Below are 22,561 nucleotides of genomic sequence, written 5' to 3'. Positions count from 1 at the left end.
TCGACCTTAGCGTGTCTGCGGGAACGGTTCTTGTTCCGACCCCTGCTTGGCTGCGTCGGGCGGTTCCCGATGCGCAAAGCCTTGCTGGAAAAAATGTTAAGGACGTGGCGCTCGTTGCCGGCGCCGCCATCGGCGCACTCGATGCGACGGTTCGGCGGCAGGAGCGGTGGGCCGGCGCCTGGCGGCAGCGGCTGGCAATTTCGGCGGCCGCGGCAACGGCAAAGCAGGCGGGTCGCGTCGAGGAGGAAGCGGCCTTGCGCGATGCCGTATTGCTCACAAGACCGGGCGACAATGTCGGCCCCGCCGGCCTTTTCCTTCTTGCTTGGCGGCGGCTGGCATCTCGGCCAGCGGACGATCTGCTGACGGAAAAAAATGTCGCGGCGGTGTTGGAAGATCTAGGGCTTACGCTCAACGATAAGGCGGTCAGCGATCTGGCGGACGATCTGCGACGGCTTGCCGCCAACACCGGCACGGTCGAAATGCTGGTCGGGGCCTTCGCGGCCGCGGAGCGTTACGGCTTCCGGCGCGTTCTCGGAGCCTGGCTTGCCGATGTGTTGCTCGCGCAGCGGCTAGGCTGGACGCATGCAATCCCTTTGTTGGGCGCCGAAGCGACCTTGGTTGTGGGTACGGGCCGGGCGCGTCGACCAGTGACTGCCGCTCTGGCTGCCGGCGCTGAAACGGAAGCCGATTGGGCCAAAAGCCTGCTTGCCGCGCAGGCGCGCGCTGCGCTGCGCGCCATTGATCTTTTCGCCGAACTTGAGCGCCGCGCGGATCGGCTGCTTGCGGTTGCGCCGAAACTCAGGGCCAAGGCGGCGGACGTCGTCGTGGAAAAGCTGCTCTCTGACGACGCGATCGTCGCCTCGGAACAAATCGCCGGCATGAGCGATCGCGGCCTGCGCCGCCTGTTCGACCGACTGGTCGAGCTCGGTGCCGTGCGTGAATTGTCCGGCCGCGCCACCTTCCGCATCTACGGGCTGTGAAAACAATGGCGGAGAGTGCACGTAGGCGAGGAGGGAGCCGGCCAGATGACCGTCGATCAGCTGACCAGCTGTTTGACCGGGAACTGGATCATCTGCCGCCGGAAGCGCGTTGGCGTGAATGGATGCACCGGGTCGAGGCAACGATTTTCGCCGCTAGCGAGCCGGTCGACCGCGAAATGCTCGCCCGCATCGTCGGGAAAAGCTGCAGCATTGATCTTCTCATCGACGACATCCGCGAGGAGCTGCGCGGCCGCCCTTACGATCTGGTTTCGGTCGCCGGCGGCTGGAAACATTTGACCCGGCCTGCCTATGCAGACGCCATCCGCGCTGCTGTAGGTGGAAGTGGGAAGACCGCCGACCTTACGCAGTCTGAGGTTCTGGTGCTGATGTGCATCGGCTACTTCCAGCCGATCACCCGCGCCGAACTGTCGTCTTTCTTCGGCAAGGAGATCAGCCGCGATTTTATTGGTCATCTGCGCGGTGCCGGCCTGATCGCTTCCGGTCCGCGCAGCCCAACGCCGGGCGCGCCCTACACCTATGTGACGACAAAAGAATTCTTGCTGGAGTTCGGGCTCGACACGCTGCGCGACCTGCCGGATTTCGAGGCACTCGAGGACGCCGGGCTATTGTCGAAGGAGAAGCTATTGGCGGGCGACATCATGCCAGAGTTTTCCGGCGCCGAAGCACAGGGCCTCGGAACCGAAATCGAAGACTAGGCCGGCGGCAATAAGTCATTGAATGACGGAAATGGAGTGGGAAGAAAGCCGACACAGGACGATGATCTTGGCTGTCGCGAAAGTCATCGGCGGAATACGGAAGCCGGCATGAAGGAACTCGATCGCCTCGGCCAGGCAAAGGATTAGATGGAACGTCGACTGAGGAATCGTCGGTCATCGAGCAGCCTTCTCTATGTTCTGGAGCTTGTCCTCGCCCGCCCCATTGTTTCCGCAGCGATGATTGCAGACGCAGCGAAGGTGACCCCTCGTGGAGCGCTTAACCTCGTTTCTGAACTCGGGGTGCGTGAGATGACCGGCCGCGGACCTTACTGGGGTTGGGCAGTCATTTGAATTGGCGCGATGAAACGCGGGCGCAGGGTAGGAGTCCGGATCACTTTTTTCGTCCAACGAATATCCGAAACATTTCAAGAGGATACAATCATGGTGGACGAAATTAACAAATCATTATTGCGTTTTCGTCCACACTGGGCAACATTGCATGCTCATCGAAGGATATCTTTTCATGGCTTCCACCTACGCGGATCTCGATTCCGATCTCGTCAATCTTGCCCGGCTAGCGCTCGCTGGCCGCGTACAAGATATCCAAATGCTGGTCCAACGGATTGCCCGGAAGACGCGAGGAGTTAAGCCTGAGCTGTCGAGTTCGCTCACGTCCCTTCTCAGAGAGGCCCCCACCAAGGACATGCCACTCCGCCGACAGGTTGAGATTCCGATGCCTGTGGATTCGGACTCCCGTCTCCATCTCCTCAGAATCGAGAGCGTTGTCGAACTCGATCATGAACCCATCCTCGCCCCAAATGTTGCGACCCTTCTTAGTCAGCTCGTAGCTGAGCGCCGCCGTATTGAAGCACTCGACGCCGCCGGTCTTGAACCAACCAAGACCGCATTGTTTGTCGGTCCACCAGGCGTTGGGAAGACACTGGCAGCCCGGTGGCTGGCCAAAGAGTTGGGCAAGCCGTTGATCATCCTTGACCTAGCAGCGGTCATGAGCAGCTATCTTGGGAGGACCGGCGCCAATCTCCGGCAGGTCCTCGACTATGCCAAGCAGTCAGATTGCGTGCTACTCCTCGACGAACTGGACGCAATTGCGAAACGTCGAGATGACCGCGGCGAGATAGGTGAATTAAAACGCCTTGTAACGGTTCTACTACAGCAGATAGATGATTGGCCGTCTCGCGGCCTGTTGATCGCCGCGACCAATCATCCGGACCTGCTGGATCCGGCTGTCTGGCGTAGGTTCGAGACCAAAGTCGATTTTCCCATGCCCGACCGATCTGCAATCGAGGAATATGCCGCGCAACTCCTTCAGACCAATCCTGAAGAGGCCAACCGCTGGTCAAAGATCCTTGCAATTGCATTCGAAGGCCACTCCTTCAGCGACATCCAGCAATCCATCGCGCGCGCCCGGCGAGGTGCCGCTGTCTCAGGAGAAGGATTGGCCCTGCAGTTTCACAACTTGATCCAGGTCGAGGGGCAAACGAAATCAAACCGAATTTCCCTCGCAACAATGCTGGTCGAGGCCGGTGTTTCTCAGCGCAGCGCCCAGAAGCTCACGGGTATATCGCGAGATACGGTTCGCAGCCACGCACAAAAACGGGGCACGCCGCTCAAGCAACGGGAGGGATGATTGGGCAAACAAAATTTTCTATTGGGCAAAGGGGAGCGTTTAATTGCGCCCGTGACCGGGGTGAGGGGAGGAGCGCCCAAGCAGCATCCGTACTCCTTCCCTGAGGCGCGCGCGAGACTAGTGCCGATGCTTGTGAACGCGGTGTCGCAGATTGACCTGCTCCCATCAGCGGCCTGTCCTGATGACAAGGCAGTTCTTTCGGTCGTTCTCAATCCCGAATACATTGCGAAATCCTTCTATCCAAGAGAACTATTCGACCGAGTAGGGATCGAAGCCGTCGGGAGTAGAACTCGGCCGATCACACCGGCACAAAGATCCCGCGGTCGCCCTTCAGAGGAAACTCTCACGACCGAAATATTTGTGATGGGACCGCGCGTAGCGTTGCGAAACTGGAGCGCTAGCCTACCTCAATGGAACGATGGCTCTCCGGCGACGCAGGCCATCATCAGCATTGAGGAAATTGATGCACCCAGCGTAGAGGAAAAGAAAAAGGGCGACCTGCCTTCAAAAGGCGATCTCATTTTTGAGGTCGTCCTCCACACCGACGAGCTGCTCGGTGAAAGGTCGATGCTTGAATCGTTCAGGCGTTACGTAGCGGGACTTGGTATCAAAGACGCTATGGGCAGGCGCTTCTACGCGGGCGGTCTATGCTTCGTCGAGCTTTCTGCTCCAGCAGATCTTGCCAACGCTATCGCAACCTTTACGGCGGTGCGCGCCATTCGGGAGATGCCGAGGCTCCGTGTGTTGCGGCCTACCATACGCGCAGCAGCAACGCCCTCGCCGAGGATCGAGTATCCCTCTGGGCCGGTTGTCGATCCAAATATGAAGGTCGCAATTTTTGACGGTGGACTCCCGAATGGCCATCCTTTGACCGCTTGGGCCACGCCTATTGATGCGACGGGCGTCGGCACCTCCCATGATGATCTCCGCCGCCACGGCGTACATGTGACGTCGGCTTTTCTATTCGGTCACATCGACCCGAGTAAACCCCTTCCAACACCGTACGCCTCCGTCAACCATTTTCGTGTCTTAGACACGGATCCGAACCAGGATCCCGAAGGTCTCTACGAGGTGCTCTATAGGATCGACCAAGCGCTCCTGGCCCAGGAATATGACTTCGTCAATCTCAGTCTAGGTCCAAGGCTTCCAGTCGAAGACGACGACGTTCATGCTTGGACCGCAGTGCTTGACGACCACTTTTCGCGAAACGGTACGCTTGCCACCATCGCCGTCGGAAATGACGGTGAAAGAGACGCGGCACTCGGTTTCAACCGAATACAGGTACCCTCCGACTGCGTGAATGCGATGGCGGTGGGTGCGGCTGACAGTCCCGATAAGCCGTGGTCGCGTGCACCCTATAGCTCTGTCGGGCCTGGACGTAGCCCGGGACTCATCAAGCCCGATCTCGTTGATTTTGGTGGTTCGCTTCAGCGGCCCTTCCTGGTCGCCAATCATGACGGCGGACCATCTCTCGAAGTGACTGGCGGAACATCGTTTGCCGCCCCAAGCCTGTTGCGCATAGCGGCCGGAGTCAGGGCACATATTGGACCGAGCATCGACACGCTCGCAATTAGGGCACTCTTAATTCACACCGCAGAAGAATCCGGGCATCCGGCCGAGGAAGTTGGACGCGGACGCGTTGCGCGGTCAATCGACGATATCCTTTTATGTGACGATGACACGGTGCGCGTAATCTATCAGGGCTCGATTTCCGCAAGGAACTATGTTCGCGCGGCTATCCCGTTGCCCAACGGCGAGCTTCCGGGCAAGGTCCGGATTACCGCTACTGTTTGCTACAAGACGCTGACCGATCCCCACCATTCGGGCAATTATACAAGGGCCGGCCTCGAGATCGCGTTTCGCCCGCGAGATGACAAGCGAAAAGACGAGGAAAAACTTCACGCCGATCCCCAAAGCTTCTTCGGAAAGGCCCAGAAAGGTTTGACCGAGGGTCAGCTCCGTCGTGATGCATGGAAGTGGGAAAACACATTGCATGCATCGGTGGGTTTCCTCGGCAAGAGCCTGAAGAATTCCGCGTTCGACATTCACTATAATGCGCGGCTAGAGAGCCGCGACTTCGCGCCGGAAGATGAATTGAGGTACGCGCTGGTTATCAGCGTGAAAGCCAACCGGGTTGCCGATCTCTACGATCAGATTGTCCGCAAGTATCAAGCACAGTTGGAGCCACTGAGGCCGGTTGTAGAAATTCCGGTACGAACCTGAGGGACACCACGTCATTCACACCAGCGAATTCTGCCATTGCGGATGAAGAAATGAGATCGACACCCGATCTTCCTCCAAACTGACGGATGCAATGAGCCGGTTTTGTCGGTTTCGACAGAGGCCCTCCAAACGACCTTGTCGTCTGCTAACAGGTTCATATCCAGGACTGAACCGCACCCACAGGGGCAGCGCATGGTGGCTTGCCAAGCTTCCCCATCTTCATTGAGTATGTAAAGCGTTCGCGGGGCGATCAACTTTGGTAAGCTACCCTCCCGCACGATAGCCCGGTAGGGCCGGCGAAAAAGGTGGCGCATGCTGCCGGCCATATACTGAGCTGCATCCCCCAACCAAGTCATTGCGAGATCTCCCAGAGTTCGGGCAGTCCCAAAAGTGGCGCGATATCGCCATGCCCCAGCCATGGGCGCAGAAGCGTACAGTCTTCCTGTTCCTCGTCTGCGACAAGGCGCAACTGACCAAGACTGAACTCGATTGATGCGACATCGGCATTTGGCATCTGGCGGTAATTATGTACCCGGGCAAGAAAATCATTCGCGGCCAACGCTGCGGCAAACATGTTGATGGTGATGACGGCAGGCCTGCTTACGACGGCACCGCGAATGTATTTGTCGCGAACCTGTTGAGCCGCCGCCGCCGGGTCCGACGTCGCCAAGCCCTCTGCTGCCACGGTGCTCAGAGAGATGACATCCCGGGAGATCAGGCTAGAACGGCCGGGCACCAGATAGTGGACCGTGCCGAAGATATCCAGGATCTTTCCCTTGTCGTCGCCTTCCACAGCTGCATCAAGCATCACACCGATATCGAAATAGGGGATTGTGTGGTAAGTCGATACCAAGTTTGTCAGAAAGCGCCCGGTATGGGTGTCTACGCATCCGAAAATGACATCGCAAACCGAGAGCGCGTGAATCGCCGGCGCCGACATCAACGTTGTTGCCATCTTGATGATCCGGGTTGGAAGGCCGGTTGCAAGCACAGCCGTTTCGGCAACATCCACTTTGAGTCGTGCGGCCTGAGCGTCGGCGACGGAACTATTCAAGATGCGGTTTAGATTGCGATCCTCGACGTGGTCTGGATCGACAATGACTACTTCTCCGAAGCCGAGGCGTACCAACTGCTCGAGCAGTGGACTCCCAGTGCCCGAGATGCCTACGATGCCAGCTCGAAGCTTGGCGAGGGTTGAGGTTGTACCTTCTCCAAAAGCCTGGTCCTGAGATGCACCGAAGGATGGCTCAGCCGCTGTGTTTCTTTGGACATTCGGGAAGAAACGAATGTCGGGACCAGCCACGCTGATCATATCCAAATTATGCATGGCATGACCCTGCCAGAGGTAACGGCCAAACAGGCGACCGCTAGGCAACATGACGATGCTTCCGTGCGGGAGATTGGCGGCAACCCAAGAGCGTACGATGGGCAAAAGCTCTCCGTCGCCCTCGTCGTCGACGGGGGAGAACGCGGAATGGCCGCCCGGATGGCAATGCACTTTGATCACACTAAGGCCAAGCGCTTCGGCAGTGTCGAGATGCGGGACTATCAGGTCGGTCGGCCAGGAAATCCGATCATCGAGCCGTTTGCACTTGTCGTGATCTAACAGGATGACTTCCCGAACTGACAGTCGGTATCGATCGGCGTGCTTAGCACCGCCGCACAGGAGAAGGGCGGCAGCCTCGAGGTTATCGCCAGGGAACAAATGATCGAATAGTTTGTCGTGCTGGTCGACGGATATGCTGAGCGTGACATTCATCGCGCAGCCTCCTTCTCGAAAATCTCTTCGATGAGGAAGACATGAGTCTCGAGACAATCGACACCCGGAATCCACTGATTTTCGCCGGAGCGGTGACGCGACCAGCGCTGGAATATTTTGCCTTCGATGGACTGCTCGACCTGCGTTTGTGGGATTTCGCGGCCGTCCAGCCGAGCAAGCTTCGGAAAGACATACAGCATATCGAGCTGAGTCAGCGGGTATCCCTGCTCGATGCGGATGGCAACCGAGACATGCTGGTGCGTGAAGCCGGGTGGCAGGAGGAAATCGCGCAGAATCACCCACGTAGAGCCGTCTTGGACGATGTCGAACGGAAGGCCATACGAGTCGAGGAACAGCCGGTCGGCGTCCAGGAGCGGCGCATCGCGCCGCTCCTGGACTTCACCATCAGTCTGTTCTTTACGGATCGCGCGGAACTTCTCCGTACCAGGGTGACGGAGATCGACACGCTCATCTAGTTCCACCTTCTGCGGCTTGTGCCCAGCGAGCTTTACGCGCAGCGTGTAATTCTCAGGCGGCGTCAGGCTGGCAAGTGCAAGAACCTCGCGACCGGTGATGTGCGGCTTGTCCCACACGTAAGCGGTGTCGTTGACCTTGAAGCGGTAACGCTTGGCCAATGGCGGGCGCTTGCCATCTTTGGCGTAGGCTTCCAGATCGACGATCTCATCGAGGATCTCCTCAAGAAGCTCCTCGACGCGCGAACTCGAATGTTCAGTTTCAGTCAGTTTCATTTTTAATGCCTCGTCTGTTGCTATTGGCGATCCACCGCGGATATCCAATGTCTGCATGATGAGGCAAGCTTGCTAAGTTTGTCAAGCAAAAGATACGCACGCTTGAGATAATTAGCATGTGCATCGCATGCTTGACTTATCAAGCAGTGGCGGTAAAATGCCTTGCGCCGTGAAACCCAGGTAGTGCTCGGCGCATCATGCACTGCCATGAAAAGAGGAGAGTCGTGAAAGTAACCCTAGGAGAATATATCGGGTCTATCCGCACTGACCGAAAGCTGACCCTCCGTCAAGTTGAGGAAGCCACCAACAAAGAAGTCTCAAATGCCTATCTCAGCCAGATTGAAAACGGAAAGATTCAAAGACCGTCACCGAATATCCTGTATGCACTCTCAAACCTGTACGGCGTGGATTACGACAAACTTATGGAGTTAGCGGGATATATCACTACAGCGCGTACCGATGTTGAGCGCCATGGGAGAGCGGCGACCTTCGCTGAATTGCATTTAACGCAGACTGAGGAGGCAGAGTTATTGAAATACCTCGGTTATCTACGGTCAAAGAAGGATTGATCTTGAGAAAGCCCGATGACAGCTCGCTTTCGCCAAATGAATATACCGCCATCCATCGCGCGGCGATCGACCTGTTGAACAAAGCAAATGCATGGGACCGGCTGCCTACGCCGGTCCCTGATTTATTGAGCGCGGCCAAGCTCCGGGTCTCGCCTCTGAGCGCCTTCGATCCACGAACTCTCCTGCGCTATACTCAGGATCTCGGGGATCGCGCCGCACGATTTGTGAAATCGGCAATCGAGAAGGTGCGAGGGGTATTCGACGTTCAGGCGGATCTCATCCATATCGACACGTCTCTCACCGAGACAAAGCAGAATTTCATCAAACTGCATGAGGCCGGACATAAGCACATCCCCCACCAAGGGCCGATGTTTAAGTGGATACAGGACTGCGACAAGTCCTTGTCGCCGGACATATCCGATCAGTTCGAGCGTGAGGCAAACATCTTCGCTGCGGTAGTCCTTTTCCAGGATTCGCGCTTTGCACAGATGGCGGCTGACAGCAGCTTTGGCATTAAAGTGCCGCTGGCTCTCAGCAAGAAATTTGGAGCCTCAATTTACGCATCGCTGAGAGAGTATGTAAGGCGCAATACCAGAGCCTGCGCGGTTATAGTCCTTAATCCGGTCGAGGTATGTCCTCTCCTGGGGATGACGTCTCCGCTTCGCCGGGTTGAGATATCGCCGCTCTTTCAAAAGCGCTTCGGAGAGTTAATCCTACCCGAACAGATCGATGGTGCGAATCCATTGGCCAGCTTCATTCCCCTAGGCGGTCGAAAGATGTCCAAACCCGGCACACTGCCAATGGAAGACAGGAACGGCCAGATCGTCGAGTTCGTCGCGGAAGGTTTTGGCACTCCGTACAATACCTTTATTCTGATCCATGCGCGGTCCGACTTGAAGACATCGTTTGTCATTCCGCCTGTCGCCCGCGGTTTGTCTCTCGGATTTTCGGCTCGTTCCGCAAAATCCTAAGTGCTGAAATCTCCCAAAAGTTGAGGAAAGCGTGAAATCAATAAGCGAAGCTTTCGATAGTTTTTCGCATGCGTTGCGGATCAATACCGAACATCTCATGCGCGCACCGAAGCTTCTGCAGATCGACCCGCAGGAATGTGCCGGAAACCTGGACCAAGGTCTTTCGGCGATCCTGAATGCATTTCATAGCATCTATGACGCCGCAAAGGACGATCCTCGAATCGTGTTTGAGTGGAACCGAACTGCGCCAACAGCGACACTGTTGGCAATTCGGAACGCCCGACATCATAACCACGCCAACCGAATCAGAAGCCTGGAGACCTTCTTCACAAGGGGGAGCCAGACCGGGAGGTCGAAGAACTACGGGTTGGTTACCTATGGTCCGCCACCGGAAGTAGGGGAGGCGGCCTTTATCCAGGCGATTTCGTGGGAAGATACCGACACTCTGCTCAACATGCCGCACAAAGCCTCCCATCTTAGCGCGGAAAGGGTGACGACCATATATTCCTATGTCGGAGGTGAGGCTATGGCTGCCCTTCTCTTCCCTACACGATGCAAGGCTTCCGATCTTCTTCGATGCCTTGCCGCTTATCGTAAATGCGGCGAAAGCAATAGTGTCGGTGCTCGGGCCACATATTAAAACGCTCTCGGTAGAAAGCGAAACCTTTTTGGATCACTTCAAGTTGGTTCCTAGCGTTGATACCGCTGTTCGACAGGCACGGGTTGAGCTGTTCGAAATCTAAACGCGCGATTGCACCGACGACGCACCGAGGAGCGGCTCAACCGACCTTCTCAGCTCGCGCTTTGACGGCGGCCATTGGCCGCCAGGTCCCGATCGCCGCGCGGGCAGGCGCCCCGGTGCAGGCATCGCTCGCGACCCCTAAAATTCGACGTTCGCAAGGTGCTGGGCAACTACCTGTCAACGCGAAGACCTTACCCAACACATCGCCACTCACCTCGCTCGAACGGCGACCTATAGCTCGAGAGCCAACACCCCGTATCTTGAGATTTTTCCTGTCGAGCCGCAGCCGAACGCCGTTATGCTCGGACCGGAGCCAGTGTCATGCCATTTCGATTCGTTCACACCGCCGACATCCATCTCGACTCACCGCTGCGTTCGCTGGCGTTGCGAAACGGCGACCTTGCTGAACTCGTCGGAGACGCCAGCCGCCAGGCGTTTGTCTCCATAGTTGACCTCTGCCTGGCGGAGCGTGTCGATGCGCTGGTCATTGCCGGCGATCTCTATGATGGCGACCAGACGTCGATGAAAACCGCCCGCTTCCTGGCGTCGCAGATGACACGGCTTCACCAGGCCGGCATCAGGGTTTTCAAGATCCGTGGCAATCATGACGCGCTACCGCGCATATCGAAGCAGCTGGTGTTCCCGGAGACGGTCACGATCTTCGGTGGCCGTCCCCAGTCAGTGCTGCAGACAGCCGGGGGGCTCGACGTCATGTTTCATGGCTTGAGCTTCGCCAGCCCCAAGGCGCCGGACAGCCTGCTGCCCAAGTATTCAGCGCCGCGTGAAGGCGCGGTCAATGTCGGCATCATGCATACCAGCCTGGCCGGATCGCCCGGCCACGACGTCTATGCCCCCTGCAACGCCACCGACCTGCATGCCCATGGCTTCGACTACTGGGCGCTTGGGCACATCCATGTCCGCCAGGTCCATCCCGGGGCGAGCACGGTGGTGATGCCGGGAATTCCACAGGGCAGGGACATCAATGAGGCCGGGGAGAAATCCGTCACCCTGGTGACGATACGAGACGACCGCACCGTAGAGATCGAGGAGAGGCTGACCAGCATCGCGCAATTCGAAAGGGTGAATGTCGACCTGACCGAAACGGTGGAATGGTCCGATGTCGTCGGACGAGTCCGCTCCGCGCTCGAAGATGCGCGCGCCTCCGTCAGGTCCCGTCACGTTGTGGTCCGTCTCGGCCTGACCGGGGTTTCACCCTTATCCTGGGCGCTGATCCGTGACCGCGACCTGCTGCTCGCGGAAGCCGAGCAGGTCGCGGAGCAGATGGGTGACACCTGGGTGGAGAAGCTCGAGCTTAACGTCTCTCCATTCGCGGCCGAACCATCCGAAAAAGCGTCGGAGATGCGCCGCCACGCCCCGAGGCGGCAACTGGGCCTCCATACCGTTTTGCTGATGATGCGGGAAGCACAGATCATCGACGGCATGATTGACCTGCTGGTGGAGACCATCCACAAGATCGGGGTGCGTTCGAAGCGCAAGGTGGTGGCCGGCATCGCGCGTGACATCCAGAAGGTTTACGGCAAGGAGCGGCTGCTGGTCGATATCGCGGGTGCCGCGATCGAGGCGCCGGGTGGCCGGGTCTTCGGGGACAAAACCTTTAGCATGGCGCTCTCCAGTTGAGGTTTGGGGAGCGCCATCCTAGTCTTACTGAGTCAGAAAGTCGCGGCTGTGGGGGGATTCGCGCGGGTCGCGGATTTGTTAGGGTGCTGCTTCGTGATCAGGGAAGCGCCCCGCCATGCCCGACTGGACAGTCGAGAGTGAAGCAGCATTCGACGCCTATATCGATGCTTTGATCGGGGTGATCGGCCACGCCGACCGAGCTGAGCCGCTGAAGGATTATTGCCTGGGACTGCTGATGCCGATGGAGCGCAAGAGCGTGGAACCGTTGGCGGCCGTCACGGCGCCGTCGCGGGTGGCGGCCAAGCATCAGTCTCTGCTGCATTTCGTGGGACAGGCGCCGTGGTCGGACGCGACCTTGCTGGCGCGGGTTCGCGGCTGAGTTCTTCCACGGATCGAGCAGCGTGGACCGATCCGGGCGTGGATCGTCGACGACACGGGCTTTCCCAAGAAGGGCAAGCACTCGGTGGGCGTAGCGCGCCAGTATTGCGGCCAGTTGGGCAAGCAGGACAACTGTCAGATTGCGGTTAGCCTATCGATCGCAAATGACGCAGCCTCGCTTCCGATCGCCTACCAACTGTATCTCCCGCACAGCTGGGCGGAGGATCCGGAACTACGCAAGAAGGCCAAGATTCCGGCGGAGATCACGTTCCAGACCAAGCCGCAGATCGCGCTCGAGCAGATCAGGACGGCCAAGGCCGAGGGCGTCGCGCCCGGCGTGGTTCTGGCCGACGCCGGATATGGGGCCGACGGCGGTTTCCGCGCAGGCCTGTCCGAGCTCGGTCTGACCTATGTTGTCGGCGTTCAGCCCACACTCAGCGTCTGGCGCCCAGGCGAGAGCCCGCTGCCGGGGGATGTCACGTTGTCTGCATATACACGCATTGAGACCTGCAGCCGCTGATGTCAGCTGACCATGGCCACGGCTTTCCATTCCGCCATGGCCTGCAGGCGGTGAATATGTGTAGCGAGAGCGGAGCGTTTTGAGCGGGGCGGGACGAAGAGATTGCGCAGTGCCGAGAAGATCGAAACGAAGCGTTGCAGTGCTCCTGGTGATCGGAAGCCTTGCATAATCCGCTCCCGTTTTCGCAGCGGCACATGCGAATTCTCGGCACGGTTGTTCAATCCCTTATGCGACTGATGCTCGACGTCCGGCATCACCTGTCGCCTGGCTGCTCCATAGGAGCGCAGCTTGTCGGTGATCATGCGCTTCGGCGCGACGCCTTGCTCTTCAGCAGCCGCGTCAGCAAGCACTTGGCCGCTTTGGTGCTGCGGCGGTTCTGGACGATTTCGTCGAGCGGCGCGCCACAACCAGTGTTTCCTGCCGGCGATGGTGATGACGACCTCGTCCAGGTGCCAGACATCGTTTCGGCTGTGCTGCTTGCGGCGCAAGCGGCGAGCGTAATGCGGGCCGAACTTGATGCCCCACCGGCGGATTGTCTCATACGAAACCACGATCCCGCGCTCCAGCAGCATTTCCTTGACCAGACGCAGGCTCAAGGGGAACCTGTAGTAGAGCCAGACCGCATTGGCGATGATCTGCCGCGGGAAACGATGGCGCTTGTAGCTGACGGTTGCGGTGTTCATGACATCGGGTCTATGCCGCAAATCCCTGAACGCGAGTTAAGTTGATAACGCCCGCGCCGATGATGTTCCTTCGATGGCGATCAGCTTGGGACCCGTTCGAGATCCGGATACCGGCCACGCGATTTCGCCAGTTGTTGCCGCGGCGCTGTGCATAAGGCCAAGAGGCCTGCTGACGCCTCGACAAGCAAGGAAAGTCGATGCCCTGAAGCAGGGATCTGACGCATTCGCCGAGATGCGACGCCTGGCAATGCGCTTCAACGGTATCCTTCGGAGCAGGAGGTCGGAAACACTGGACCCCTGGATCGACGATGCAATCGATTCCGACGGGAGGGCCCGTCTCCGTCTCGTTCAGGGCCGACGCCCGACCGCCGCATTTATGACGATGCCTTTCGTGAAGCGCTGATCGTCATCTGGGAGGCGTCGGACCGGATCTGTGGCAAACGATTGAAGGCGCTGGCTCCTATTCTGGTCGAGGCGATGGAACGTCACGGACATCTTCGTTTGACCCGGAAATCCGCACCCGGCTTCTGACGATGAGCGCGGCGACAATCGACCGCGTTCTTGGCGAGGCCCGAAAGACCGCAGGAGGACGGGCACGACGCCGCAGCGCGGTATCCACGGCGCTACGACGGAGCATTCCGATCCGTACTTTATCCGACTGGCAGGACCCTCCGCCCGGATTTGTCGAGGCTGACCTGATGGCGCACAGTGGCCCGGTGGCGAGCGGCAGCTTTATCCAAACGCTTTGTCTCACCGACATTGGAAGCGGGTGGACGGAATGCGCTTCCCTGCTTGTCCGGGAGCAGAAGCTGCTGAGCGAGGTGCTGACGGAACTGCGGCGGCTCCTGCCGTTCCAACTTCTCGGCTTCGACACGGACAATGACAGCGTGTTCCTGAATGAGACTGTGCGCGATTACTGCCGGGACGGCGGCATCGAGTTCACCCGCTGCCGGCCTTACCGGAAGAATGACCAGGGATTTGTCGAGCAGAAGAACGGCGCCGTCGTTCGCCGCATTGTCGGCTATCGCCGGCTGGAGGGACTTGAAGCCGCCGCAGCCCTGGCGCAGCTCTATTCGACGGTGCGGCTGTGTGCCCGCGGCATGCTCGTCGAAGCGGCTCGGGCGGCAGCACGCGCGCCGGCGCCACTGATTTCGCTTGATATACTGACGGCGACCGACCGGTGCCGACCACAGGATCCTACAAACAATACTGTCGCTATTGGCCCACACTGTCGACTATCGAACAGACGCGCCATACGAAACGTGTTGCATTTCGTGCGCAGCCTTCAACGCGAAAAGAAGGAAGAGCGCGACGCGAAGGTGCGCCTGCCAATTTGAGTATCAGCGCGCAGCTACGTCCTCAGGATGGCACCTCACTTGCACATTAACTTGGGGGAGGGCGTTGTAACGGCTTTGCCCCAACCAGCGGATATGACATGGCAATTGGCCCAGAAGTACTGAATTGCCCGTTTCGCAGCGGCTGGTGGGGATTCTCGGCACTGTTGTTGATGCCTAGCGCGCGGTGCTCGCCATTCGTCGTCCAGGTGCCAACCATCATTGGGTCTGGGCCGCCTCGCGCGCAGTCGTCGAACGCACTAGAGGCATACTTCTTCCTTCGGCGGCGGATCGTTTCACAGGAGACGACGATCCCGCGCGCTCCAGAATTTTCTCGACCAGGCGCAGGCCCAAAGGGACCGCTAATAAAGCCACACCGCACGGGGACAATCTCGGCGGTAGAGCGCTGGCGTTTGTAGCTGGTGCGCATGAACCTGCGTACTCCTCACGAGAAGTTACCGCGACAACGCCCTGAATCATAAAGACCCAGGTGGGACATTTTGGACAATTCACTTAGAAAATATCTTTCTGCCGAACTCGCCCGCGGAACCATATCGGTTGAAATCGATCGCAGCCTAATGCCCCCCGATGCAATGTTCGGGTTCGCGGAGCGCATCAATCCTAAACGGTCTTTCCTGTTCGCTTCCAAGCTGCTTGGGCGTCACAGTCCCGTTCGGCCTTCGCTGATGCGAAAGACGTACAAACTTCTGGCCGACCAAATTTCACCCGATCTCGAAGGGCCAATCCTGTTCATAGGCATGGCCGAAACTGCTGTCGGGTTGGGAGCGGGCGTGCACCAGCAATATTCAGAACAATATGACCGGGACGACACCGTTTACATTTGCACTACCAGACACGCGCTAGGTTTGCCCCTAATTTGCGAGTTCCAGGAGGAGCACAGTCACGCCACAGGACATCTCGTCCACTGGCCGCTCGCGCCAGGCCTGGTCTCGATGGTCAAGAATGCCCGGACGCTTGTATTAATTGACGATGAAGCGTCGACTGGAAAAACATTCGGTAATCTGTTCGCAGCTCTGCCTGCCAGCATCAGGTCGACTCTTCGAAATACGGTGCTCGTCACCCTTATGGATTGGTCAGATGGTGCTGCCGAACAGATGATCGCAGCCAACGTGAAGCGCACGTCAATCCTTTCCGGGCGGTATCGCTGGGATGCAAACGGTTTGAACATCGACGCGCCGGAAGTGCCGTTTGTTGAGACAAAAAGGGGTAAAGTCATTTTGCCCGACAAGGATATCGACTGGGCTCGGTTGGGTGTCTCCCGGCACCGTCTTCAACTGGGTGGTGAGGCGGCATCGTCGGGCGCTACGCTGGTACTTGGTACAGGAGAAAACGTATGGCAGCCGTTCCTGCTTGCGGAAAAATTGGAGACGGAAGGAGCTGACGTCCACTACTCATCGGTTACCCGATCACCGCTTTCAGTGGGTCACGCGATTGTAAAGAAAATTGCATTTGAGGACAATTACGGCGGGAATGTTTTTAATTATTTGTACAATGTCGTCCCGTCAGAATACGTGAAAATTCTCCTGTGCTCGGAGACGGATGAAGCGGACGTAAGCCCTATACTTATGCACTTCTTGGAACGGGCAACCGTAGTAATTCCCCAGTAAGTGGTTCCCCATACCATCATTTCACGCGGTGTTGCAGTCGTACGCCTGAAGTTCCGGTAAGTGGCGGAGGAAGGGAAGACTCTGTTGAAGACGCAACGTAAATTCATTTCGGGCACGTATCGCAGCACGGACGTCACGCTGCTTTTGAAGCTCGTTAATTTGGAGCCAATCGACGACGCTTCGAAGGAAACGGCGATACAGTCCGGCCTACGCCATTATTCGGAAATGATTTCGTTCGAAAGCGCGCCCGAAGCCGCCTACATGGCGATATTCTATGAAGCGATGTCAGCTGGCGCTGCCAGAATGGGACGCGAGGTGGCAGCTCTCGCGCGGTCTATCTCAAATCAAACTAAAGGCCCGATCACGTTGGCGAGCCTCGTTCGGGCCGGGGTGCCTTTGGGTGTTCTCCTGAAGCGTGCGTTGTCGCGCTTGGGAAAGGACGTCGAACACTTTGGCATTTCGATCATCCGGGACCGCGGAATCGACAGCAATGCAATGCGCCACATCATTGAGCGGCGGCCCATTGAAGGCCTGCTGTTTGTTGATGGCTGGACCGGCAAAGGCGCTATCGCCACCGAGCTGGAACGGAGCTTCCATTCATTTTCTGCACAGCCGCCAAAGCTGGTGGTTCTGTCTGACCCCTGTGGTCGGGCGTGGCTTGCGGCGTCAGGCGAAGACTGGCTCATTCCATCGGGAATACTCGGAAGCACCGTGTCCGGGCTAATCAGCCGTTCGATACTGAACGAGGAGGTCACAGGTCCGGAAGACTTTCACGGTACAGTCAGATGGGATCACTTGATCTCCCACGACATCTCAGCTGCTTTCGTAGACAATGTATGGACACATGCCGTCACCGCATTAGACCAAAATATTGATCTCGCGCAGTGGACGGTCAACGACCGCTCAAGCCATCAGAGACGATCGCGGCAGGCAATCAATCGAATTGCTGCAGACTTTGCCGTTGAGAATACCAATCGGATCAAGCCAGGAATTGCGGAGGCCACGAGGGCAATTCTGCGCCGCATGCCTCAAATTGTACTCCTGTCTTCCGTTGAAGACGCTGAGCTGGCAGCGCTGCGGCATTTGATCCGGGAGAAAAATGTCCTATTTCAAGTCGTCCCGAAAAAAATCCAGCCATATCGCGCCATTACCTTGATCCGAAAAGTATGACAAAGTTGATTAAAAATATATCGCCTTTCGATCCAAATTTCCGCACCGATTCAACCGATCGAGCGCGGGGCGGGCATTCGATTCATCCGGCTTGCTGATCGGCGTCGTGACTGCAACTCTTGTTGGCGGACAGAATGTCAATTTGCGATTGTAACAGGGCTGGCCGTCGCTTTGAGGGAAGCGGTTGGCATAGATGTGAACGCAAAATCAAAGCATCTGCCCGGTAACTTTCCGAGTTGACGAAAACGGATTCCAAACATGTATGACGGATCGAGTGCAGTGCCTGATCAACCCGTCAAATTCGCAGATCACGCCATGCAGCCCATCGTCTTTGCCGATCTGGATGACACATTGTTCCAAACGCGCGCAAAGTGTCCGAAAGGCAGCCAGCATAAATTGGCGCTAGCTGCGATCTCCTCGAACGGACATCATTCGATGATGACCCCGCGGCAGGTTGCGATGGTCGATTGGCTGCTGAGTACGTCACAAGTCATTCCCGTCACGGCACGTGGCACGACGGCCTACGGGAACGTCAAGATCGCGTTCAACAGCTATGCAATTGTTGCCAACGGCGCTGTCATACTTAAACCGGACGGTGCGCATCTGAAGGAATGGCACGATGTCATTTCTAAGGAACTGATCCCTCACAGGGAGGCACTGAACAAGGTACTTGAAATAGGTCGGCAAGGAGCCGAAGCTGGCAAAATATCTGTTCGTTCGTGGCTCGTTGAAGAAATGGAGATGGCCACATACGCAGTCTTCAAAGAAAACAACGGCGATGGCAAGAGGCTGGCGGAACTGAAATTTGAGTTCGACGATGCGGGTTGGATACGGCATCACAACGGAAACAACTTCGCGCTTATTCCCCCACCGGTTTCAAAGCGCCGGGCAGTAGAGTTCCTCTTGAAGAAAATCCGCTCGGAGTCCGGAGATAGGCCAGCGATCGGGTTCGGTGACAGTGCAAGCGATCTCGGCTACCTCAATTTGTGCGACTGGTGGGGTGCGCCATCGCGCTCGCAGATTTCGGCGATGCTAAACGCGCCAACGAAGACTTTTTTTGCGAGCCTTGCTTGAACGACGGTTGTCGCTTGGCAGTTAATCAGGTTCTTCCTCAATTTGTGTGGCGCGGTGGCAGCATTCGTGCTCTCAGCAGTTCGGGGCCTGCCCTGCCGTACATTGCGCGCTTGAGGGTCTTGAGGCGGTTGATCTGACCTTCGGCCTGTCCGTTGCTCCAGGGCAGCTCGATGGCGTTGTTGACGGCATCGATGTCTCTGCGCAAAACACGGGCGAATCGCATGATCGGAATGATGTCGGAATCGATTGCATCGTCGATCCAGGGGTCCAGTGTTTCCGACCTCCTGCTCCGAAGGATACCGTTGAAGCGCATTGCCAGGCGTCGCATCTCGGCGAATGCGTCAGATCCCTGCTTCAGGGCATCGACTTTCCTTGCTTGTCGAGGCGTCAGCAGGCCTCTTGGCCTTATGCACAGCGCCGCGGCAATAACTGGCGAAATCGCGTGGCCGGTATCCGGATCTCGAACGGGTCCCAAGCTGATCGCCATCGAAGGAACATCATCGGCGCGCACTCTTTCGGCCCGCCGCCAAGCTCCCAGCAGTCGCTCCAGATTGGAGAAGCGCCGGTGTAGCCGCGCTGCTTGACATCATGAAAAAGATGCCGTGCGCCAGCTCCAGTCATCGATGCCAACCACCCGAATCTCGGAGGCGCGGTGAGTAACCGCGGCATCCCGCTTCAGTTGCCGCAGGATGGTGTCGTCACTGACCGGAATGCCGAGCCGTTGCATGAGGCGTTCGCCAGGACGTCAACCCGTGCTATGGCCGAGCAAGCCGACAATCTCCACGACCCTCGTCGTCCTGCGCGTATAAGGGGAAGCAACCGTCGGGAGTCGAGGCTCCTCAGTTCATTGAGACATCCTGGCGAAGGGCTTAGGCGAAGCCCAGCTTGTTCTGCGGTCGCCGGCGGAGTTCGCATTCCAATCTATCTGCCGGGTCCAGTGTAAAGTGACGGATCAGACTATCCTCGTTCGTCGCTATGCCCAGAAGTATCGCCGCTTCCTTTGAACTGACAAGCCGTCTTCTACCCACTCGCCTTCTCCCTCGGCACATTAAATGCCAAGGAGAATTGGGTCGCCATCGGCCGGAGGCTTTCAACCACCCCGGTGGCTTCATCTACAGATCTACACGCGTGTTCGCGCTTCGTTCGACCTTAGCGTGTCTGGCCTTTATCAACCAAAGACCGCAATATCCTTGTGATCTATGGCTTGTCATGCGATTCTTCAGCCGGATTTGAAGGAGGTGAGAATGCCTGAAATGCTTGCAACGCTTTCCAGCATTCGGACTGTTGAAGAAATGATTGCGGCCTTCCGGGATGAGCAGCATTGCCGTCGATGGCTGGAAAGCATGGTGTGGCCGGATGGCCGGATCTGCCCAGCCTGTGGTTTCAAACGCTCGATCGCGATAGCCGGCCGCGACATGGGCAAGCGGCGCGCCCGACCGGGTCTTTATCAATGTTCCAGCGGCGATTGCCGGTTCCAGTTCACTGTGACGACACACACGCCTCTGCACTCCACGAAGCTTCCCTTGCGCGTCTGGTTGAAGGCCATGTGGCTGCTGCTGCAATCGGATAAGGGCTTGTCGTCAGTGCGTCTGGCCGAGGCGCTCGGGGTCAGTCAGCCAACGGCCTGGCGGATGGGACATGCACTGCGTCTCATGGTGGCACGGGAGAACATGCTCACCGGCACAGTGGAGATCGACCATTTCCATCTCGGCGGAAGGTCCAGAAAGAATCCCGACGACCCGCCTCCGGGCCGCGGCCGGAAAGGCCAGGCGAATACGGACAAAACGCCAGACCGATGTCATGCCTGGCACTCCAGCCGGTGATGCGCGTGCCGCGGTCGTGACCGGTCTCTCGGTGCGGGCAAGCGCGCGTCATTGAAGCGCAGATTGAATCCGGAGCTCATTTGATGAGCGACGAGTGGAAGGCATTCATGGCCATTGGTGAGAGCTTTGCCAAGCACGAGACCGTCAAGCATTCCAGCGGCGAGTATGTTCGCGACGCCGTCCACGTCAATTCGGTGGAGGGCTTCAACTCCCGCGTCCGCCGTACCATCACCGGCGTCTTTCATCATATCAGCCCGCAGCATGCCGACCTGTATTTCCACGAGATCGGCTTCCGATGGTCGCAGCGCGTCGTCACAGGAAGCGTCATTCGTAAAGCGCCGGGCATGGCCGGGAGAGCGTGCGAACCCTGTGGTCGCGCGTGCCGCCTGCACTGCAATTAACGAATGTTTTTCGCACCGCCACGGGTCGTCAGATGCGCCGAAGCCGGTATGGCGGCATCGTCATCAAATCAGCCGTAGCGGTCTTTGGTTGATAAAGGCCGCGTGTCGCTGGGAACAGTTCTTGTTTTGCCCCCAATATTGCGGTTTCGTCACTTTTGTGGCACCATATGGTGTGCTTTTAATCCACTCATCTACTAAATGGAGTGCGCCACATGCGTGAACCGGGACTTGACGGCCGCCACCGCGACCAGGACGGACGAATCAGCGAAAAACATGGAAATACCGAGGTCGAGACGCTGCGTCAGACCTACGGCGAGGACTTCGCCCCCGGGGGCCGGGGCGATGCCAAGCTGTCGACACTGCTCAAGCGGGAAGGCGTCTCGTCGTTGAGCCAGCTTCTGAAGAAAAACTGGTCGAACTGGCCACGGGCGCTGGGCCTCTAGCGGCGGCTTCGGTAATAGGGACGGACATATGAGCTATGAATGAGTGGGACGCAGCATGGCGGACGATGGCTCCAGTGCAAAGAACGACCCGATTATTGCCCCCACCACGGACCCCAAGCGTGAGCTCGGTCGCACGTTCGTCGAGGTTATCGCATCAACAAACCCAATCACGGACGGCTTGGCGCGGCTCTATCAGGTTACCCACCCTTCCAAATCGACGCGGGATCGCGAAGAGTGGCAACGCGCGATCTCCGAACGCACCAATGAACACGGTAAGCGCCTTGATCGCCATTGGGCGCTGCTTTCACCGCCGGCAGAGACGCTGGCGGGCCTATCGGCCCGACTCGTTGAGTTTTTGGCACGCGCATGTCCAGACGGCCTAGCGGAACATTTCCACGACCTCGATGAAGTGTTGGCCGCCCTGCCGGGAACGACCGCAGACGAACTTCGCGAAGCGGCCGAGGATTTGGTCTCGTTTGAACTTGTTGATAAACAGTCGCTGATCGGCGCCGACAGGCTGCGACCCACTCAACGTTTCTATGAGCAGTTCGATCATCAGGTGATGGTCGAATGGGGTAGCGAGGGAACCCGTTGGGATGCCGCCAAGGTTGCGTCGCTCATACTTGAAACGGGTGAAAGCCAATCACCCGAGCTCCTGGCGCTGACGGGGTGGCCGTTGCGTCGCTTCAATCCCGCTCTTGCCCATTTGAAGAACGAGCATCCCGACTGGGGCTGGCGGGATCAATCCGGTTCCGATTTTCCGAGCTTGGGACTGCTGATCGGCCCGAAGGAAAAAATGGGACTTCGCCGATTCACCGGAGCGGTCGAGCGAGAAGGCAGTACATGAACCAGTGTCTCGGTTCTCGACGCCCTCTCCCGCCCTGATCGAGGCTGCATGCGTGAGACTGAGACCGCACGTGGAGTTCTGGACCGAGGCGTGGCGCTCACTGCAAGTTGTGGGTCGCATCCTATTGGCGAACTTCGATGCCGCACGATGAGGTACTTTGCGGCTAATGCCCTATGAGGGATGGATCAAGGACATCAGGGCATACCATCGCGCGATGGCCACCGATGATAAGGACGCGGCCCCGCCATCATTCGAAGGTGTTCTC

19 protein-coding genes and 6 pseudogenes are annotated in these 22,561 nt (G+C 57.9%); 18 read left to right on the top strand and 7 right to left on the bottom strand.

Going from position 1 to position 22,561, the window contains the following annotated elements; genetic code table 11:
* Nucleotides 1–50 precede the first annotated feature (50 nt).
* The 5 genes and pseudogenes from AC0NIH_RS30590 (at nt 51) to AC0NIH_RS30570 (ending at nt 5,567) form a co-directional block, all read left to right on the top strand.
* Nucleotides 51–980 (top strand): DUF1403 family protein, encoded by a 930-nt coding sequence (locus AC0NIH_RS30590; protein ID WP_473468944.1) that lies wholly within the window; start codon nt 51–53, stop codon nt 978–980.
* A 5-nt stretch (nt 981–985) separates the two neighbouring features.
* Nucleotides 986–1,696, top strand: coding sequence for an SMC-Scp complex subunit ScpB (gene scpB, locus AC0NIH_RS30585; protein ID WP_473468947.1), 711 nt, complete (start codon nt 986–988; stop codon nt 1,694–1,696).
* Nucleotides 1,697–1,765: 69 nt separating this feature from the next.
* Nucleotides 1,766–2,047, top strand: a pseudogene (locus AC0NIH_RS30580) (helix-turn-helix domain-containing protein); the annotation flags it as partial.
* A gap of 148 nt (nt 2,048–2,195) precedes the next feature.
* Complete coding sequence (locus AC0NIH_RS30575; protein WP_473468926.1) at nt 2,196–3,344, top strand: AAA family ATPase; 1,149 nt, start codon at nt 2,196–2,198, stop codon at nt 3,342–3,344.
* Nucleotides 3,345–5,567, top strand: coding sequence for a S8 family peptidase (locus AC0NIH_RS30570; protein WP_473468928.1), 2,223 nt, complete (start codon nt 3,345–3,347; stop codon nt 5,565–5,567).
* An 11-nt stretch (nt 5,568–5,578) separates the two neighbouring features.
* On the opposite strand, the gene AC0NIH_RS30565 is transcribed toward AC0NIH_RS30570, so the two are convergent.
* From AC0NIH_RS30565 to AC0NIH_RS30555, 3 genes are read right to left on the bottom strand one after another with little or no spacing between them, the layout of a single operon-like run.
* Nucleotides 5,579–5,881, bottom strand: coding sequence for a ubiquitination-like system serine protease family protein (locus AC0NIH_RS30565; RefSeq protein ID WP_474025277.1), 303 nt, complete (start codon nt 5,879–5,881; stop codon nt 5,579–5,581).
* Between the two features lie 38 nt (nt 5,882–5,919).
* On the bottom strand, nt 5,920–7,326 hold the full coding sequence (locus tag AC0NIH_RS30560; protein WP_473468931.1) for a HesA/MoeB/ThiF family protein: 1,407 nt from the start codon (nt 7,324–7,326) through the stop codon (nt 5,920–5,922).
* Entirely contained in the window at nt 7,323–8,075 is a 753-nt protein-coding gene (locus AC0NIH_RS30555; protein WP_473468932.1) for a multiubiquitin domain-containing protein, read from the bottom strand. Before AC0NIH_RS30555 ends, AC0NIH_RS30560 begins: the two co-directional genes overlap by 4 nt.
* A 224-nt stretch (nt 8,076–8,299) precedes the next feature.
* Here AC0NIH_RS30555 and AC0NIH_RS30550 point away from each other — a divergent pair, with 224 nt between their 5' ends.
* From AC0NIH_RS30550 to AC0NIH_RS30530, 5 genes and pseudogenes are all read left to right on the top strand, one after another.
* Nucleotides 8,300–8,644 carry a helix-turn-helix domain-containing protein gene (locus tag AC0NIH_RS30550; RefSeq protein WP_246707511.1) on the top strand — a complete coding sequence of 115 codons (345 nt, stop codon included), beginning with the start codon at nt 8,300–8,302 and terminating at the stop codon, nt 8,642–8,644.
* 2 nt (nt 8,645–8,646) lie between these two features.
* Nucleotides 8,647–9,615, top strand: coding sequence for an ImmA/IrrE family metallo-endopeptidase (locus tag AC0NIH_RS30545; RefSeq protein ID WP_473468934.1), 969 nt, complete (start codon nt 8,647–8,649; stop codon nt 9,613–9,615).
* A gap of 31 nt (nt 9,616–9,646) precedes the next feature.
* Nucleotides 9,647–10,255 (top strand): hypothetical protein, encoded by a 609-nt coding sequence (locus tag AC0NIH_RS30540; protein WP_473468935.1) that lies wholly within the window; start codon nt 9,647–9,649, stop codon nt 10,253–10,255.
* Nucleotides 10,256–10,678: 423 nt separating this feature from the next.
* On the top strand, nt 10,679–11,995 hold the full coding sequence (locus AC0NIH_RS30535) for a metallophosphoesterase family protein (protein WP_473468937.1): 1,317 nt from the start codon (nt 10,679–10,681) through the stop codon (nt 11,993–11,995).
* A 115-nt stretch (nt 11,996–12,110) separates the two neighbouring features.
* A pseudogene (locus AC0NIH_RS30530) lies at nt 12,111–12,842 on the top strand (IS701 family transposase); the annotation flags it as partial.
* Nucleotides 12,843–12,895: 53 nt separating this feature from the next.
* On the opposite strand, the gene AC0NIH_RS30525 reads toward AC0NIH_RS30530, so the two are convergent.
* Entirely contained in the window at nt 12,896–13,576 is a 681-nt protein-coding gene (locus AC0NIH_RS30525) for an IS6 family transposase (RefSeq protein ID WP_474025100.1), read from the bottom strand.
* 43 nt (nt 13,577–13,619) lie between these two features.
* On the opposite strand from AC0NIH_RS30525, the pseudogene AC0NIH_RS30520 reads away from it, so the two are divergent.
* The 5 genes and pseudogenes from AC0NIH_RS30520 to AC0NIH_RS30500 all read left to right on the top strand — a co-directional run.
* A pseudogene (locus AC0NIH_RS30520) lies at nt 13,620–13,901 on the top strand (ISL3 family transposase); the annotation flags it as partial.
* Nucleotides 13,799–14,664 (top strand): annotated as a pseudogene (locus AC0NIH_RS30515) (transposase); the annotation flags it as partial. The pseudogenes AC0NIH_RS30520 and AC0NIH_RS30515, both read left to right, overlap by 103 nt.
* A 746-nt stretch (nt 14,665–15,410) precedes the next feature.
* On the top strand, nt 15,411–16,538 hold the full coding sequence (locus AC0NIH_RS30510) for a phosphoribosyltransferase domain-containing protein (protein WP_473469781.1): 1,128 nt from the start codon (nt 15,411–15,413) through the stop codon (nt 16,536–16,538).
* An 84-nt stretch (nt 16,539–16,622) separates the two neighbouring features.
* A complete protein-coding gene (locus tag AC0NIH_RS30505) occupies nt 16,623–17,708 on the top strand; it encodes a cysteine protease StiP domain-containing protein (RefSeq protein ID WP_473469783.1) in 1,086 nt (361 codons plus the stop codon).
* Nucleotides 17,709–17,966: 258 nt separating this feature from the next.
* The gene (locus AC0NIH_RS30500; protein WP_473469784.1) at nt 17,967–18,782 is read left to right on the top strand and encodes an HAD family hydrolase; all 816 of its coding nucleotides are present in this window, start codon (nt 17,967–17,969) and stop codon (nt 18,780–18,782) included.
* A gap of 37 nt (nt 18,783–18,819) precedes the next feature.
* Here AC0NIH_RS30500 and AC0NIH_RS30495 read toward each other — a convergent pair whose 3' ends face one another.
* The 3 genes and pseudogenes from AC0NIH_RS30495 to AC0NIH_RS30485 all read right to left on the bottom strand — a co-directional run.
* Nucleotides 18,820–19,269, bottom strand: coding sequence for a transposase (locus tag AC0NIH_RS30495; protein ID WP_474025276.1), 450 nt, complete (start codon nt 19,267–19,269; stop codon nt 18,820–18,822).
* 99 nt (nt 19,270–19,368) lie between these two features.
* The gene (locus AC0NIH_RS30490) at nt 19,369–19,509 is read right to left on the bottom strand and encodes a hypothetical protein (protein WP_474025099.1); all 141 of its coding nucleotides are present in this window, start codon (nt 19,507–19,509) and stop codon (nt 19,369–19,371) included.
* Between the two features lie 145 nt (nt 19,510–19,654).
* A pseudogene (locus AC0NIH_RS30485) lies at nt 19,655–19,810 on the bottom strand (DUF4158 domain-containing protein); the annotation flags it as partial.
* A 216-nt stretch (nt 19,811–20,026) separates the two neighbouring features.
* Between AC0NIH_RS30485 and AC0NIH_RS30480 the strand changes: the two are divergent.
* The 3 genes and pseudogenes from AC0NIH_RS30480 (at nt 20,027) to AC0NIH_RS30470 (ending at nt 22,296) form a co-directional block, all read left to right on the top strand.
* Nucleotides 20,027–21,098, top strand: a pseudogene (locus AC0NIH_RS30480) (IS1595 family transposase).
* Nucleotides 21,099–21,218: 120 nt separating this feature from the next.
* Entirely contained in the window at nt 21,219–21,449 is a 231-nt protein-coding gene (locus AC0NIH_RS30475; protein WP_473469564.1) for a hypothetical protein, read from the top strand.
* Nucleotides 21,450–21,504: 55 nt separating this feature from the next.
* Nucleotides 21,505–22,296, top strand: coding sequence for a hypothetical protein (locus AC0NIH_RS30470; RefSeq protein WP_473469565.1), 792 nt, complete (start codon nt 21,505–21,507; stop codon nt 22,294–22,296).
* The last annotated feature ends 265 nt before the right edge of the window (nt 22,297–22,561 follow it).

The organism is Mesorhizobium sp. WSM1386, from assembly GCF_055901595.1.
Note: the sequence above shows the minus strand (reverse complement) of the source record. Positions and strands in the feature narration are given on the sequence as shown.

What these genes read in the sequence shown, in the direction of transcription:
- scpB (WP_473468947.1), top strand. Translation starts at nt 986, where the DNA reads ATGGCGGAGAGTGCACGTAGGCGAGGAGGGAGCCGGCCAGATGACCGT.
- AC0NIH_RS30575 (WP_473468926.1), top strand. Translation starts at nt 2,196, where the DNA reads ATGCTCATCGAAGGATATCTTTTCATGGCTTCCACCTACGCGGATCTC.
- AC0NIH_RS30565 (WP_474025277.1), bottom strand. Translation starts at nt 5,881, where the DNA reads ATGCGCCACCTTTTTCGCCGGCCCTACCGGGCTATCGTGCGGGAGGGT.
- AC0NIH_RS30560 (WP_473468931.1), bottom strand. Translation starts at nt 7,326, where the DNA reads ATGAATGTCACGCTCAGCATATCCGTCGACCAGCACGACAAACTATTC.
- AC0NIH_RS30555 (WP_473468932.1), bottom strand. Translation starts at nt 8,075, where the DNA reads ATGAAACTGACTGAAACTGAACATTCGAGTTCGCGCGTCGAGGAGCTT.
- AC0NIH_RS30535 (WP_473468937.1), top strand. Translation starts at nt 10,679, where the DNA reads ATGCCATTTCGATTCGTTCACACCGCCGACATCCATCTCGACTCACCG.
- AC0NIH_RS30525 (WP_474025100.1), bottom strand. Translation starts at nt 13,576, where the DNA reads ATGAACACCGCAACCGTCAGCTACAAGCGCCATCGTTTCCCGCGGCAG.
- AC0NIH_RS30500 (WP_473469784.1), top strand. Translation starts at nt 17,967, where the DNA reads ATGTATGACGGATCGAGTGCAGTGCCTGATCAACCCGTCAAATTCGCA.
- AC0NIH_RS30495 (WP_474025276.1), bottom strand. Translation starts at nt 19,269, where the DNA reads ATGGCGATCAGCTTGGGACCCGTTCGAGATCCGGATACCGGCCACGCG.
- AC0NIH_RS30490 (WP_474025099.1), bottom strand. Translation starts at nt 19,509, where the DNA reads ATGCAACGGCTCGGCATTCCGGTCAGTGACGACACCATCCTGCGGCAA.
- AC0NIH_RS30475 (WP_473469564.1), top strand. Translation starts at nt 21,219, where the DNA reads ATGCGTGAACCGGGACTTGACGGCCGCCACCGCGACCAGGACGGACGA.
- AC0NIH_RS30470 (WP_473469565.1), top strand. Translation starts at nt 21,505, where the DNA reads ATGGCGGACGATGGCTCCAGTGCAAAGAACGACCCGATTATTGCCCCC.